Source organism: Pleionea mediterranea (assembly GCF_003148745.1).
GTDB classification, from domain to species: domain Bacteria; phylum Pseudomonadota; class Gammaproteobacteria; order Enterobacterales; family Kangiellaceae; genus Pleionea; species Pleionea mediterranea.
Genome location: NZ_QGGU01000004.1, coordinates 305,266 through 319,712 on the forward strand (window position 1 = coordinate 305,266; position 14,447 = coordinate 319,712).

At 43.5% G+C, this 14,447-nt stretch carries 14 protein-coding genes; 10 read left to right on the plus strand and 4 right to left on the minus strand.

Going from position 1 to position 14,447, the window contains the following annotated elements; translation table 11 throughout:
• The first annotated feature begins 118 nt into the window (after positions 1-118).
• Positions 119-2,395 (plus strand): phosphoenolpyruvate--protein phosphotransferase, encoded by a 2,277-nt coding sequence (gene ptsP, locus C8D97_RS06945; protein ID WP_109763027.1) that lies wholly within the window; start codon positions 119-121, stop codon positions 2,393-2,395.
• 48 nt (positions 2,396-2,443) lie between these two features.
• On the opposite strand, the gene C8D97_RS06950 is transcribed toward ptsP, so the two are convergent.
• From C8D97_RS06950 to C8D97_RS06970, 4 genes are all read right to left on the minus strand, one after another.
• Positions 2,444-4,804 (minus strand): tetratricopeptide repeat protein, encoded by a 2,361-nt coding sequence (locus C8D97_RS06950; RefSeq protein ID WP_109763028.1) that lies wholly within the window; start codon positions 4,802-4,804, stop codon positions 2,444-2,446.
• A gap of 167 nt (positions 4,805-4,971) precedes the next feature.
• The gene (locus C8D97_RS06960; RefSeq protein WP_109763030.1) at positions 4,972-5,595 is read right to left on the minus strand and encodes a DUF938 domain-containing protein; all 624 of its coding nucleotides are present in this window, start codon (positions 5,593-5,595) and stop codon (positions 4,972-4,974) included.
• Positions 5,596-5,608: 13 nt separating this feature from the next.
• Positions 5,609-6,190 (minus strand): outer membrane beta-barrel protein, encoded by a 582-nt coding sequence (locus C8D97_RS06965; RefSeq protein WP_109763031.1) that lies wholly within the window; start codon positions 6,188-6,190, stop codon positions 5,609-5,611.
• Between the two features lie 170 nt (positions 6,191-6,360).
• Entirely contained in the window at positions 6,361-7,134 is a 774-nt protein-coding gene (locus tag C8D97_RS06970; RefSeq protein WP_109763032.1) for an NRDE family protein, read from the minus strand.
• Between the two features lie 104 nt (positions 7,135-7,238).
• Here C8D97_RS06970 and C8D97_RS06975 point away from each other — a divergent pair, with 104 nt between their 5' ends.
• The 9 genes from C8D97_RS06975 to C8D97_RS07015 all read left to right on the plus strand — a co-directional run bounded on the left by C8D97_RS06975 (position 7,239) and on the right by C8D97_RS07015 (position 14,439).
• Complete coding sequence (locus tag C8D97_RS06975) at positions 7,239-8,039, plus strand: sulfite exporter TauE/SafE family protein (RefSeq protein WP_109763033.1); 801 nt, start codon at positions 7,239-7,241, stop codon at positions 8,037-8,039.
• A gap of 21 nt (positions 8,040-8,060) precedes the next feature.
• Positions 8,061-8,924 (plus strand): prolipoprotein diacylglyceryl transferase, encoded by an 864-nt coding sequence (gene lgt, locus C8D97_RS06980; RefSeq protein ID WP_109763034.1) that lies wholly within the window; start codon positions 8,061-8,063, stop codon positions 8,922-8,924.
• 124 nt (positions 8,925-9,048) lie between these two features.
• A complete protein-coding gene (locus C8D97_RS06985) occupies positions 9,049-9,843 on the plus strand; it encodes a thymidylate synthase (RefSeq protein WP_109763035.1) in 795 nt (264 codons plus the stop codon).
• A gap of 35 nt (positions 9,844-9,878) precedes the next feature.
• The gene (folA, locus tag C8D97_RS06990) at positions 9,879-10,373 is read left to right on the plus strand and encodes a type 3 dihydrofolate reductase (protein WP_109763036.1); all 495 of its coding nucleotides are present in this window, start codon (positions 9,879-9,881) and stop codon (positions 10,371-10,373) included.
• Positions 10,363-10,689, plus strand: a complete 327-nt coding sequence (locus C8D97_RS06995) for a hypothetical protein (RefSeq protein WP_109763037.1) — start codon at positions 10,363-10,365, stop codon at positions 10,687-10,689. Before folA ends, C8D97_RS06995 begins: the two co-directional genes overlap by 11 nt.
• 165 nt (positions 10,690-10,854) lie before the next feature.
• Positions 10,855-11,178: a hypothetical protein gene (locus C8D97_RS07000; RefSeq protein WP_109763038.1), complete on the plus strand. Its 324-nt coding sequence runs from the start codon at positions 10,855-10,857 to the stop codon at positions 11,176-11,178.
• Between the two features lie 254 nt (positions 11,179-11,432).
• A complete protein-coding gene (locus tag C8D97_RS07005) occupies positions 11,433-13,328 on the plus strand; it encodes a hypothetical protein (protein ID WP_109763039.1) in 1,896 nt (631 codons plus the stop codon).
• A gap of 81 nt (positions 13,329-13,409) precedes the next feature.
• Positions 13,410-14,036: an RNA polymerase sigma factor gene (locus tag C8D97_RS07010; protein WP_210204878.1), complete on the plus strand. Its 627-nt coding sequence runs from the start codon at positions 13,410-13,412 to the stop codon at positions 14,034-14,036.
• A 52-nt stretch (positions 14,037-14,088) separates the two neighbouring features.
• A complete protein-coding gene (locus C8D97_RS07015) occupies positions 14,089-14,439 on the plus strand; it encodes a hypothetical protein (protein ID WP_109763040.1) in 351 nt (116 codons plus the stop codon).
• Positions 14,440-14,447 lie beyond the last annotated feature (8 nt).

Consider the following 14,447-nt stretch of genomic DNA (forward strand, 5'->3'; position numbering starts at 1 on the left):
ACCATAGTTGTGGGCGGTCGAATGGAATGGGTGCGGTCGAGTTGGTTGTGGACTGTGAGTTTGATGTAGACGATCGAGTTTGATCTAGACAGTGATTACAAAGTCGTAATGGAGGAATATGCAGGAGCGCTTAAGTCACATTACGCAAGAAGTGAACCGGGCAGACTCTGCCGAACAAGCACTGAATGTGATTGTTCGTCGGGTTTGTCAGGCGCTCAGTACTCAAGTCTGTTCGGTGTATCTTGCTGACTATTCCGAGCAATGTTTTATTCTTAAAGCCACCCAGGGGCTCAATCCTCAGGCAGTCGGCAATCTATCTTTAGGGTTTCAGGAAGGCATTGTCGGACTGGTTGCGCAACGTGAAGAGCCGATTAATCTCGACAATGCACCCGAACACCCCAACTTTCACTTTTCTCCCGCAGCCAAAGAAGACGCTTTTCATTCGTTTTTAGGGGTGCCGATACTTGAGCAGCGTCAGGTACTCGGTGTGCTGGTGGTGCAGCAGCTTAAGCCGCGTAAATTTTCCGATGACGAAGTTAACTTTTTAATGACGCTTTCGGCGCAGCTGGGCCGATTAATTGCGCAGTCTGAAAAGCGTGATCGCATTCATCCAAGAGCCGTTGAGCAGCAGAGCCCACGCAAACTGCAAGGTTTTCCTGCCGCCAGTGGTCTGGCTGTAGGTGAAGCCATCGTATTTTACCCACCAGCGGATATATTTGCCGTTCCTGATAAAATAGCTAACAGCATTTCTGCCGAGTTAAAGCGAATAAAGCGCGCTTTTCGATTGGCACAGAATGAAGTGTTGGCGATGAAGCGGCGTATGGAAAACTCGCTCAGCGAAGAAGAACTGGGTTTGTTTGATGCTTATCTGTCGATACTCGATCACAATGGCTTATTGGCAGAAGTGATCCAGGTGATTGAAGAGGGTCAGTGGGCACCGGGTGCTTTACGACAAGTGACCGAGCAACATGTTAAGCAATTTGAAGCCATGGACGATCATTATTTTCAGGAGCGTGCCAGTGATGTGATTGATCTGGCAAGGCGGGTGCTACAACTGCTGGAAAACGAACACGCCACACGTCCCAAAATGACCCGCCGTGCGATTATTGTTGCGGATGATATTACACCTGCTTTATTAGCTGAATTACCGACAGAAAAAATACTTGGATTAGTCTCAATGCGCGGATCGCCAAGCTCCCATGCTGCCATACTGGCAAAGGCACTGGGTATTCCGGCGGTTTGTGGCTTTGATGGAATGCCGATCCATTTATTTCAGGGGCAAACGCTGATCATTGATGGGTACAAAGGCAGTTTGTACTTGTCGCCGTCGGAACCGCTTAAAGTGCAGTATCTTCATCTTATCGAAGAAGAGCAGCAACTGACTCGAGAGCTTGAAAAGTACGTCAATGAACCGGCGATAACCACCGATGGTTTTATGATGCCACTGTTAGTGAATACAGGGTTAATGGCTGACTTTGAAAAAAGTGTTCATGTGGGTGCCGATGGTGTGGGATTGTATCGAACGGAAATTCCTTTTTTATTGCGTGAGCAATTTCCTGGTGAAGACGAACAGGTAAAAATTTATCGCTCGGCGTTGCAGGCATTTCACGGCAAGTCTGTGACATTTCGCACGCTGGATATTGGTGGCGATAAGCAATTGCCTTATTTTCCGATACACGAAGACAATCCTTTTCTTGGCTGGCGCGGTATTCGGGTAACGCTGGATCATCCGGATATATTTTTAATTCAGGCGCGAGCCATATTTAAAGCATCGGCCAATATCGATTGCTTTAAAATAGCCTTACCAATGATTTCCAGCGTGGAAGAAGTGGATGAAAGCATTCGTCTATTAGAACAAGCTTTTTATGAAGTGAACAGTGAATTATCGGAATCGTCCAAGCCGATTAACAAGATGCCACCGATAGGTATTATTTTAGAGGTTCCCTCGGCGATCTATTTATTGCCCCATATTGCAAAACGGGTTGATTTTATTTCGGTGGGCAGTAACGATTTAACGCAATACCTGCTAGCGGTTGATCGCAACAATACGCGGGTGTCATCTTTATTCAGTAACTATCATCCGGCAATTTTGGCTGCATTGAATGATATTCGGCGGATTGCCAATGAATGCCAACTGGAAGTCAATATTTGCGGTGAAATGGCCGGCGATCCCATGGCCGCGATACTCTTGTTAGGCCTTGAGTTTAATGGATTAAGCATGAACGCCAGAAGCTTGCCCAAAATAAAAAAAGTAATTCGCAGTTTTGCATTATCCGAAGCAAAAGACGCCGTGTCCCATGCGTTAACCCTGGAGAAAGCGCGGGATATACATCATTACTTATTTGAGTTACTGGAGCAAAAAGGATTGGGTGGGTTGATCAGGGCTGGAAAATAAACTTTTACAGGTTTTGTTAAAGTTTTTGTTAACAGCCCTGGCGGATAATTACTTTAGGTTCACAACGCTCTTCGTTTTAACGCACCAGTCACAAAACTCATCGGCATTTTTCCAAATCGACTGGGCAATAGAAAGATGTTTTAACGAAGCCTGTTTGTTATTTTCTTCGTTATAAATTTGAGACAATTGCAAATGAGTGTTCGGATGTTTTGGCCATTGCTTTAAAATGTTATTCGCCACTTTTTTGGCTTTGTCGTATTGCTTAAGCGCAATGAGATTCTTAATGAGTAGCTCATGGATATAGCCTTCGGATGCAGAGGTCACAGCGTCACCAGAAAGTGCCTGATATTTAACTAATGCCTGTTCCAGTCGTTCAACCGCAAGTTGATGATTGTTCTCTTGAGCGGCTATACGACTTGCGGCAATATCAACTAGGTACTCAAGGTGTTTCATCTGGTACTGTTCAACAAATCGCTCCACTTTCACAAACGCCTGTTTCGCCTGCTCGGTTTTATTGAGTTGTAAATTAAGAAATAGGTAACCAAATTGAATGGCGTCAACAATCCCTTCATCGAGCTCTTGCTGCAGTGACTCAAGTTTACTTAAGGCCTGCTGGGTTCGGCTGGTATCAACGTACAAATGTATTTGCGAAATAAAAGAAATAAAAATAGCATCCAGTGGCTGGTGATATTGTTGAATAACCTCTTGATGCATTTGTAAATACTGGAATGATTTTTCAACTTGCCCAAGTGTGTAATAGAAATTCACTTTGTGAGCGATGATATTTCCGCGTTGTCTGGGTGCTTGAGAAATACTGCTTGCTTCCTCGTATCTATCTAAGGCGTCGTCAATACGTCCTTCTCTAAGTGCCAGGTTGGCCAGCATTAAGACTGGTGAAACTTTATCGGTTCTAAGAAATGCGGCCCGTCTTGCTAGTTTTTTTGCCGACTCTAAATCACCTTGTTTAATGGCTACTTCGGCTTCATTTAAAATAGGGGTGAATAACTTGGGTCGTAATTTTTGATGTTTGCGATACTCGGCAATGGCCGCTGAATAATTTTTTTGTGACTCGTAAATTTTACCCAGTCGACTGTAGATCCAGCTTTGCGTTGGGTTTAACTCGAGTGATCGTTGATACAATGCAATGATTTCGTCATGATTCTCACTTTTCTGCATGAGTATGTTGGCTAAACGATTATAGGGTTCGTAGTCTTGAGGGTAGAGCTCCAGCCAGCTACGAAAGACACTGATTTGTTCATCCACTTTTTTTTGTGTGGCATAAATCCAGCTTTTTATTGAAAACTTAATCGGTTCATTCAGTTTGTAGCCAAAGGTTAACGCTTTTTGTAATAATTCTTCCCCTTCGTTAAACTCCCCTTTTTTAAACAATAAATCGGCAAGAGAAATATAAGCTAATGCGTAGCTGGGATCTTGTTCAATTGCCTGACGCATTCCTTTAATTGCGGCATCGTAATCATTATCAAACACAATTTTAACAGCGGCTTCAACGAATGATTGAAGAGCCGCTAAATTGCCTGTGATGTAATCTTTGAGTGGAATGCTGTCAATAAGGTGATCATCTTTCGGCAGTAACTGTGGTTGTTGGCGTAAAAACTGAGTCGCGGCAATGGCAAGTTCGAAAGGGTCTTTGTTTTCAACAGAAAACTCTGCAATGGGATCATTTGACTCCGTTGAAAACAGTTTAAGTTGCAGAGCAAAGTTTTGTTGGTTTGACGATTGCCCGGTTGTTGAAAGTGTCGCTCGAACAAAGTAATTTAAATCAGCGTCTGTAGCGACTGAACGTGCTAAAGATAATGGTAATCCGAGGCCTTCTTTAAAGCCTGCTCGTTTAACCATCCAGAACAGATTGTCGTTAAAAAAGGAGTTTACAATTAACGACTTTTGTTGCGTCAATTGATTGCTGATGAGATAGGGTAATCCATAACTTAACCAATGATCGTTTTGATTCAGATTCGATTGATCAAAAAAGAAGATGCCAATACGAGGTATAGCGACGCCCTTTGTTGTTTCCAGTGCAGAGGTTTGATTGTGTGAAAGGTTCTGGCTGGGAGTAACCTGAGTCGTATCCGGTGAATCATTTAAGTGAATGGATAAAACAAGCGCCAGTGTGACGACGATATTAGCGGGAACGCCCAGTTTTTCGGCTTTTCCCCATTCGTCTTTACCGGGAGCGCCATGCCGCCAGGCCAATAAAATAACCGCTGGCAGAAAACTGATCATGGCAGCTAATACGATGTCCACCAGGCGATCGGTAAAGCCGTAACGCTCCACAATAATACCGGTAAACTCCATCAACGCGACAATTGCACCCAAATAGATGCCAACGATTTGAAACACGCGTCGTTGTAATAGCTGCTTAAATAAGCCGGCTTGTGGCGGTTGAGTCATGGTCGGTGAATTCCTTTGAGTCGTTGAACGCGGCCCTGATGCAGTAAAATCCTACCGAAATCTTGCTCGCTTGCCAATTAAAAGCCGTTGCCTGATGTTTGTCGACGGCCGATCGTCGATCAAACCGTCGATCAATCAAACTATTAATTAAAATACCAATCAAGCCGTCAATCAATAAGGGTGCTTTGGGACAGATCCACGGATTTTTGCCAAACCAGTATAAAATTATTGGCGGGCATATCATGCTTTTCCACAAACATAAGCCCTGCATCGCGCGCAAGGGCTTCCAGATCCACGTAATCGCGCAGACCCATTTCAGGATCTTGAGATTTCAGGTATTGATCAAAAGATTCATTGCTGTCGCTGGTAAATTCGCCACAAAAATTAAACGGACCATACAAACAGAAGTAGCCATTGGTTTGCAGAGTATTGCCAACGCCGTTAAAAAACTGCTCGACCATGGGCCATGACATGATATGACTGGTGTTTGCGCTAAAAATGCCTTCCGCTGATTGAATCGGCCAGGGTTGAGTGACATCGAGTGTTAACGGACGTTTCAGGTTGTTGCCCTGGTAATCATCAATCCAGGCATTAATGCCATGGTGGTATTGAGTCTGATCACTGGTTTGCCAGGTCAGGTGTGGCAAGTGTTCGGCAAAGTGGACTGCGTGTTGCCCGGTACCACTGCCAATTTCCAAAACATGACGGGTATCTGCAAAATACTTTTGTAGCACGTCCAAGATTGGTTGCTTATTATTTTCGCAGGCCTGTGAAAAGGGTTTGTCGCTCATAAATGCCCGATGATTATAAATACCAAATAATTTGCGCGTATTGCTTTTCCAAATCGAAAAAGTCAATTTTCTGATAACCCACTTTAACAGATAAGCTTTTGTTAATGGAAAAATTGACGCCTAAATCGTAAAAATATTCGTTATTGTTACGTGATTGATTAAACGTCTGGGTGTCGGATTCAATATCATATTCTTGTGAAATAAGTGCGCGACCAACTTTTCCCGAAAAGCTAAAGCGTTCAGCTATGGGGTAACTGGCTTCTACAGCAAGTTGCGTCAATACTAGGTCAACATGACTATCCGTGTCATTGAATAAAATACTTCGATTATCAAACGTTAGATCTGTGGTTCGATCCAGTGTGACTTTTATATTCGGATGAATGCTATAGCCAATGCCTACTGTGACATTAAAGTTGTCATGGCTGTCCAGCTCACTGTTCATTCCAGAGATCGTATCGGCATGGGTCATTAATGCGCCATTATCAATTGTATACTCTTGAGTCAGTGCGCCGCCGTAAAGGAAAAAGGGTTTATCAACAGCAAAAGCTGAGTGAACAGTCGTCAGTAAAACAAGCAAAATAGTTGCACGTAACATAGGTTAATCTTCCTGATTGAAAATAAAGCGGTAGTTTAAATCATCCAACATATGGGGAAAAGCGAAATAATACCGACAAAAAGGCTTCGATAAAAACGAGTATGATGTGTACAAACAAAAGTATGATTCGGAAAGTAATATATTTATTGGTAATTAATGACGATAAAAACTCAAAGCTTTCCACTGAGCTTTTTCTGGTAGGGGTGTGATGGTATGGTGCCTCGCTCAAAAAATTGCCATTGACGCTGTGTATTTAATTGCACAATAGCTGATGACCGTGTGCCGTATTGTCGGTGGCCTAATTCAAAGGGTTTTATAAATGGGCTGGAGAGTTTTTTCTCCATATCGGCAGATATACCCGTTGAGGGTAAATGTTCTTCGGCAACGGTTTCAGGATGCGCCAACAGATTAAATAAATTATCAGAGTCAATATTGTTGTCAGTTAACTGGTCCGCAAGTGCGTTTCTGAGCCAGTGCATTTTTGGCCACTGGTCATCGATGTGACCATTACTGAACGCATAAACGCCATCAGAAAATGTGTGCACACCAATACTCTGATTGCTGAGATAAAAACATTCCCCACTGATTAAATCGCCAGCGACCAAATTAAATCCGCTGTATTTATCGGCATTATTAGCCAGTTCATCAAACCAGTCGGGCAGTGTTTGATGGGTTAATAAACAATTGTTAACCAGCATTCCTCGAGAAACTTCACCAGCGGGCAATGACGGATCTCTAAAATTGGTCAGGGCTGCCCAGCGTCCATTTTCATGAATGGCTAACCAGCTGCCGCCGGCTTCTTCATCACGACCCCCAATAATCTGCTGATGATCCTGCCAGCGATGCAGTGGTAATGTCGGTCGATCAAAAAATTCATCCCGGTTGGCAATTAATATAAACGGGTAGTCCGGATGTTGATTGATGGCGAATGCGAGTAAGCACATACATGATCCAAAGGGTTGATAAACCGGTATTTCGACAGGTTTAAAATGACAGGGTATAGTGCCAGTCTAACCAATTTGCCTGATTGAAAAAATAACTAAAACGTATGATGGAATGGATGTTGTACTTGGCGGCCGGAGCATTGGCGGGTGTGATGGCTGGATTACTGGGCATTGGCGGCGGTTTTATTATTGTACCCGTGATGCTGTTCTTACTGCCCTTGTCGGGCGTTTCCGATGTTTATCTGATGCATGCGGCTATTGGCACTTCTCTGGCGACCATTTGTGTTACGTCTGTGGTTTCTTTTCGGGCGCACCATTCCCGTGGTTCGGTAGATTGGCCTTATGTAAAGCTGTTAGCCCCCGGCATATTAGTGGGCGCTTTTCTGTCAGGAGTTGTGGCGGACTTTTTATCGAGCAGCGTATTGGCCGTTATCTTTGCGCTTGGTGCGGTATTAATGGCGATACAGATATGGCTGGCTAAACAACCGGAGCAAGCTCCCGATAAGCCATCCCGCAGTGCAGTATTTATCACCGCTGCGGCCATTGGTTGCGGTTCCGGATTGGTGGGTATTGGCGGCGGCTCTCTGGTGGTGCCTTATTTGCATTATCTGGGTGAAAAAATCACCCGCTGTGTTGGCACCGCTGCAGCTTGTGGTCTGCCAATCGCACTGGCTGGCACCAGCAGTTATGTGGTGATGGGCTGGGACGCCAGAATGCCGGATTTCTCCTTCGGCTATATCTATTTGCCCGGCTTTTTAGGTATCATTATCGCCTCCAGTTTAACCGCGCCTTTGGGTGTCAAACTGGCTCATAAGCTACCGGCGCAAAAGCTAAAAAAAGTGTTTGCGGTGTTTCTGTTTCTGGTAGGCATTCACATTGCGTTAAAGCAGCTGAATATTTTTTGATCATTAAGTAAAGGTTAAGGCATGGAGTTTCCACAAATTGATCCGGTCATCTTTCATATCTGGGGACCGATTGCGCTGCGCTGGTATGCGCTGGCGTATCTGATAGGTTTGGTCAGTGCCTGGTGGCTGGGCGTTCGCCGGGCTCGTAAACCTGGTAGCATCTGGACCGAACAGGAAATTTCCGATTTTGTGTTTTACGGTTTTTTAGGCGTGGTGATTGGTGGTCGTCTTGGTTATGTTCTGTTTTACCAATTCGATATGTTTCTTGATAATCCCTTATACCTGCTGAAAATATACGAAGGCGGCATGTCATTCCATGGCGGTATGTTAGGTGTTGTGGGCGCTTTCTATTTCTTTTGTCGTAAAACAAACAAACCCTTCTGGGCGTTGGCGGATTTTATTGCGCCACTTGCGCCCATTGGTTTAGGTGTCGGGCGACTCGGTAATTTTGTAAATGCCGAACTGGTGGGAAGAACCACCGATTTGCAAAGCACACCCTGGGCGGTTCACTTTCCACAGGATCCGGCGGGTGTGTATCGACACCCATCGCAGTTGTATGAGTTTGCACTGGAAGGTGTGGTGCTGTTTGTGCTGTTGTTCTGGTTTAGCGCCAAGCCCCGACCGCGCAAAGCGGTTGCCGGTTTATTTTTGGCCGGTTATGGCAGCTTCCGTTTTATTGTGGAGTATTTTCGCGAGCCGGATGCGCACTTACGGGAAATGGCCGAGTGGCTTACCATGGGGCAGGTACTCAGTGCGCCCATGATTATTGCCGGTGTTGCGTTAATGGTGTGGGCTTATAAAGATCCTGTGCTGGATATTGCCGAATCATCCAACGGCAAAAAGTCGGGTAAAAAAAGTCATAAAAAGCACGCAAAAAAATCTTAATCGATAAATAATTAACCATCGGTTGAGTGAAAAAATTATTTAATTAATGAAATGGTAATGAGTGAAATATTCATTAGTTAAGTAGCAGAATAATGATGTAGAGAGAATTAATCCTGGAGCAGTCATGCAGCAATATTTAGATATGATGAAGTACGTTCTTGAAAACGGTAACGATAAAGGCGATCGAACCGGCACAGGAACACGCAGTGTATTTGGCTATCAAATGCGGTTTGATTTGCAACAGGGCTTTCCGTTAGTAACCACCAAAAAATTGCATTTGCGTTCGATTATTTATGAGTTGTTGTGGTTTTTAAACGGCGATACCAATATTAAATATCTAAAAGATAATGGCGTTTCCATTTGGGATGAGTGGGCCGATGAAAAAGGTGATTTGGGCCCCGTTTACGGCGAGCAATGGCGCAGCTGGAAAAAGCCCGATGGCAGCACCGTGGATCAAATTGATAATGTGATCCGACAAATTAAAACCAATCCAAATTCTCGCCGCTTGTTAGTGGTGGCCTATAATCCCGGAGTGGCCGATGACATGGCATTACCGCCCTGTCATTCACTGTTTCAGTTTTATGTTGCCGACGGCAAATTATCCTGTCAGTTGTACCAGCGCAGTGCCGATATCTTTTTAGGAGTACCCTTTAACATTGCCTCTTACGCATTGCTCACTCATATGGTGGCTCAACAATGCGATCTTGATGTAGGGGAATTTATCTGGAGTGGCGGAGATGTGCATTTGTATTCCAATCACTTTGATCAGGCTCAGGTACAACTTGCCAGAGCCCCCTTGCCATTGCCAAAGTTAAACATAAAACACAAGCCTGCTGACTTATACAGTTACCAGTTTGAAGACTTCGAAATTGAAGGCTACGAGTCGCATCCGCACATTAAAGCACCGGTTGCCGTTTAAGCAGCCAAGTTTTTAACCGACAAAATATGACGACAATGAAAAAACCAATAATTTCGCTGGTATGCGCCATGGCCAACAATCGCGTGATCGGCAAAGACAATGATATGCCTTGGCATATGCCCGCTGATCTTAAACACTTTAAACAAACCACCATGGGCAAGCCAATCGTGATGGGGCGCAAAACATTTGAGTCGATTGGCAAGCCATTGCCGGGACGACAAAATGTTGTGATCAGCCGCAATAAAAACTTTAAACCCGATGGTGTGGATGTGGTATCCAGTATTGATGAAGCCATTAAACTGCTGAGTGCCGAAGACGAAATTATGATCACCGGCGGTGGCCATATTTATCAGCAAACCATTGACCAGGCTGATCGCTTGTATTTAACCTTTATTGATTTAATCACAGAGGGCGACGCTTTCTTTCCCGAGTTTGAACATTTAACACTTAACGAAGTGGCGCGTGAAGCGCATCAGCCGGATGAAAAAAATAAATACTCATACGAGTTTGTCACCTATCATGTTGAGTAATCCGTTAATAGCAGCAATCTTTTTTATTGGTTCAAGTGTATTGCTTATCGGCTGCACCGATCAGCACGCCTTAAATAAATACAAGCAAACCTATAAGCAAGGGCTTATAAAATTGTGTGGAGAAGCAAAGGACTGCAAAGAACTTATTGAACAGCGTTTTGATCAATGTTTGGATGAATCTTTAGTTCGAGACATGATTGCCGCAAAACCAGAAGAGCAAGAACAGCTGAATAAGAATATTGTCGAAAAAACAATGGCGTGCATTGTTGAATATGCGGAAAAGGAATCTAATTTAAAGAATGTCAATCAAATATAGTTTTTTATATTTATCAGTGAAGATAGAAAACAGTGTAAATAAAAATCAATGTATCATGGTCGTTTTTTTAGAACCATTTAAGAAATTTATTTGATAAGAGTGTCAATATAAAATTAATTAGTAAAAAGACTTATCCATTAGTTGTAAATAAGGATATGATGAAAGGTGAAATCTAAAATTGAGAAGGTTAAAAATAGAATCAGTCAGATTTGTATTGGCTTAATTTTATCTGCCCTATTTGTTTATATTTTTTTTGGCAATGAAAAGTTAGTGGTTCAGCTTTTAGTCGTGGTGTTTTTCTTGTGGGGCTTAAAAACTATTTTAGATTATAAAGATGATTCTACAATGCATTTATATGTTCAAATAGTACCACCTGATGCTCCTGAAATAGAACGGGCGGTATGGTTCTGGATAGCAGTATTCTTGGTAGTATCTTCTGTAATTTTGTTTGTAAAGTTATTGATAGGTTCTTATGATTATTTATACTGAAGTGATTAATTATTAAATTCTTAGGTTCACAGCGAAGTTTAAATTAGCAAAAAAACAGCTTTTTAATGAGAGTTCATATTTTTAGCTAAATGGTTTCATTAATTACATTGGCCACCAATATGCGAGAAGCCATGCTCTAATTCTTCTGGTGTGACTTTACATACATTACTTCCTCCATCAATATTTTTTTGACTCGCTTGTCAACCAAATGCTCGCTCAAACGTTTTAATAGTTACGACTATGGAGGAGTAACTATGAATAACAAAACCCTAAATCTATTCACGTATTGTCTTATTGCATTTTCCCTTATCTTATCTGGCTGCGGTAGCAGCACACCAGAACAAGCGCCTGAAACGGTCGAGCTTATTAGCTGTGAAACCAGTGATAATGATCCTCAAAATGACGCTTGCGGTAAAGTGTTGCTCGGACTTACCGACGCCGATGGTGACTTTCTACTCTACAATGTTACGGTTACCGGAATTGAATTGACCCGTCGAGATGGCACTCAAGTCTCATTGCTGCCTTCCCCTCAAATGATTGATTTTGCCACCTATGTTGAGCTGACCGAATTAGTGACTGCTGCGACCATTCCGGCTGGAGTTTACACCAGCGGCAGTATTTCTATCAGTTACGCAGGCGCCGATATTCAAGTCGAAAAAAATGGTGATGCCGTTGCCGCCCAAATGGTTGATGAAAATGGAGATCTATTGACTGATACTACTTTATCATTAGAGCTTGATGCCGATAATCCATTGGTTATTGCGCGTGCTCGCCCAGCATTATTAGAAGTTGATTTTAATCTTTCAGCTTCTCACGAGGTCGATCTAACGACGGAGCCAGTCACAGTAACAACAGAGCCTTTTATTTCGGCGGAAGTTGATCCTGTTATGAGCAAAGAGTTTCGAATTCGAGGGCCTTTAATTCGAGTCAGTGAAGACAATAGCTTATTCCGTATTGCCGTTCGCCCGTTCCATCGTCGAGATGGACGATTTGGTGGCGCTAATGTTGCGGTAAATGACGACACAAACTTTGAAATAAATGGTGAGACCTTTACGGGCAGTGAAGGGTTGTCTCAAATGGCTCAACTAGAGGCCGGCACAGCAACGGTCACGCATGGACTGTTTGAGCGCAATATCGACAGCTTTACTGCAATTACTGTTTACGCTGGAAGCAGTGTCCCTGGGCACGATAAAGACGCCGCTCGAGGTGTGATTACCGCAAGAGAAGGTGACCGTTTGCAATTGCACGGGGTGACATTAATTCGTGAGACTGGTGAAGTCGGTTTTCATCCGTTGATAACCGTTAACATTGCCGATACGACTCATGTCATCAAACCACGACGAGTTGATGAAGAAGTCTCGATAAACGACTTGTCGGTGGGGCAGGCTGTAACAGTTCTCGGAGAATTGCAGCTGGAGCAAGGAAGTGACGCTGTGCCAGAGATGGACGCGACTAATGGTGGGGTAAAAATGCGACTGACGTTTGCCTCGGGTCATCAAGTTGCTCAAAACGCGTCTGAGTTAACCATGAACTTGCAAGCCTTGCATGGTCGTTCGCCTGAGCGCTATAACTTTGCCGGTACAGGTGTCGATAGTTCAATGGATGCTGATCCAAATAACTATCAAGTATCGGTAACAAACTTAATGGTGTCTGAAGGAAATTCGGGCGACCCCGTTCGATTCAATGGGTTTGTAACGCCATTTGGAAGTGCCCCGGCTGATTTTGATGCGGTGACAGTTGTTAATTATGCGGAATCTCGTAGTCAGTTGTATGTTGACTGGCCAATGGGTGAAGAGGTTATGGCATTTGGTGAGTTAACCAGTGAGAGTCTAACGATAAATATTGCCCAATCGGAAGAGGCAGGTATTTATAAATTGATTCAGGGTGGCATACGAACTGACTTAACCAGCTTTGATCAATTGGTGCGCGTAGAACCTAAGTTTGAACGGGGCGTATATGCCATTCGTGATAATAACAGCGTTAAGGTATTCAGTAACTTTGCTGACTTTGCAACTGAGCTGCAAGCTGAAATGGATAGTGGGCTACAAGTGGATAAGTTGCACGCTATTGGTGGTTTTTCTCATGATGCGGTTTCACTGCAAGCCATTAAAATTGCGGTTAAATTAACACCGACGGATGCGAGTAATTGAGCTGCGAATGAGTTGTCTTAAATAGAAATACCAGAGCTTCGTTGCACTTTAACGAAGCTCTGGGTATTCTGGAGAAGTCGAATGGTATTGGTTGATCTAGCATTAAGTGGTGAGTTTTCTGAGCCAATGTTCGCCGGATCCACTACAAAGGCTCAGTATAAAATAATGCAACAATTTCTAATTGATATTGAGAAGAAAGCTTATCGAATGGCGCAGGTAGCCACACAAAATTCAGATGACGCACTGGATATAGTGCAAGACAGTATGTTGAAGCTTGTAACGCAATACAGTGAGCGACCGCAAGCGCAGTGGAAACCTTTGTTCTATCGTATTTTGCAGTCAAAAATTGCCGATTACTTTCGAAAGAAAAAATTACACCAAGCTATTTTTTTCTGGAAGCCGGTGGCCGATGATGACGATAAGCAAGATTATTTTATCGAGCAGTTTTCGGATCACATAACACCCGAAAAATCACTGCATGCGCAACAAGAACTACTATGCGTACTGGATGCATTAAAACAATTGCCCTATCGACAACAACAGTGTTTTATTTTGCGTTCGTGGGAGGGACTAAGTGTTGCTGACACAGCAGACATTATGGGGTGCTCGGTAGGCAGTGTTAAAACCCATTACTCAAGAGCGAAAAAGGTGTTAGAACAGCAGTTGCAAACATTTGATGCTTCATTAAATAAAATTGAATCGTCATAGGTGCGTAGTTAGGGTAGAACGAGAGTAGTGCGAAAATAGAGTGAGAGGAGTTATGAACATTAATAAAGACCCGGCCAATAAACAAGATGACGACATCGTTGAAGCGCGAGTTAATCGCGCCTTAACGGACAGCGTACAAAGTTTATCACCTGAGGTTCGACGGCGATTGAATCAGGCGCGTCTGGCTTGCGAATCGCCGAAGCTGAAACGTCACTCACTGATTAAGTGGTCACTAGCAACCAGCATGGTGGTTGCGATAGCGGTAATAACAACGTTACCGAAGCCAGAGTCAGAGCCAAGCATAGAGCCATTTGCAGAAGTTCTTGAAGAAGATTTACAAATGCTCGAAGACTTAGAGTTTATTTACTGGGTCGCTGAGGAAAAGCAACTTGCTAAGTTATAAGCCTGTCT

Excerpts from the sequence above, each read along its gene's own strand:
- ptsP (WP_109763027.1), top strand. The coding sequence starts at position 119 with ATGCAGGAGCGCTTAAGTCACATTACGCAAGAAGTGAACCGGGCAGAC.
- C8D97_RS06950 (WP_109763028.1), bottom strand. The coding sequence starts at position 4,804 with ATGACTCAACCGCCACAAGCCGGCTTATTTAAGCAGCTATTACAACGA.
- C8D97_RS06960 (WP_109763030.1), bottom strand. The coding sequence starts at position 5,595 with ATGAGCGACAAACCCTTTTCACAGGCCTGCGAAAATAATAAGCAACCA.
- C8D97_RS06965 (WP_109763031.1), bottom strand. The coding sequence starts at position 6,190 with ATGTTACGTGCAACTATTTTGCTTGTTTTACTGACGACTGTTCACTCA.
- C8D97_RS06970 (WP_109763032.1), bottom strand. The coding sequence starts at position 7,134 with ATGTGCTTACTCGCATTCGCCATCAATCAACATCCGGACTACCCGTTT.
- C8D97_RS06975 (WP_109763033.1), top strand. The coding sequence starts at position 7,239 with ATGATGGAATGGATGTTGTACTTGGCGGCCGGAGCATTGGCGGGTGTG.
- lgt (WP_109763034.1), top strand. The coding sequence starts at position 8,061 with ATGGAGTTTCCACAAATTGATCCGGTCATCTTTCATATCTGGGGACCG.
- C8D97_RS06985 (WP_109763035.1), top strand. The coding sequence starts at position 9,049 with ATGCAGCAATATTTAGATATGATGAAGTACGTTCTTGAAAACGGTAAC.
- folA (WP_109763036.1), top strand. The coding sequence starts at position 9,879 with ATGAAAAAACCAATAATTTCGCTGGTATGCGCCATGGCCAACAATCGC.
- C8D97_RS06995 (WP_109763037.1), top strand. The coding sequence starts at position 10,363 with ATGTTGAGTAATCCGTTAATAGCAGCAATCTTTTTTATTGGTTCAAGT.
- C8D97_RS07005 (WP_109763039.1), top strand. The coding sequence starts at position 11,433 with ATGAATAACAAAACCCTAAATCTATTCACGTATTGTCTTATTGCATTT.
- C8D97_RS07010 (WP_210204878.1), top strand. The coding sequence starts at position 13,410 with ATGGTATTGGTTGATCTAGCATTAAGTGGTGAGTTTTCTGAGCCAATG.
- C8D97_RS07015 (WP_109763040.1), top strand. The coding sequence starts at position 14,089 with ATGAACATTAATAAAGACCCGGCCAATAAACAAGATGACGACATCGTT.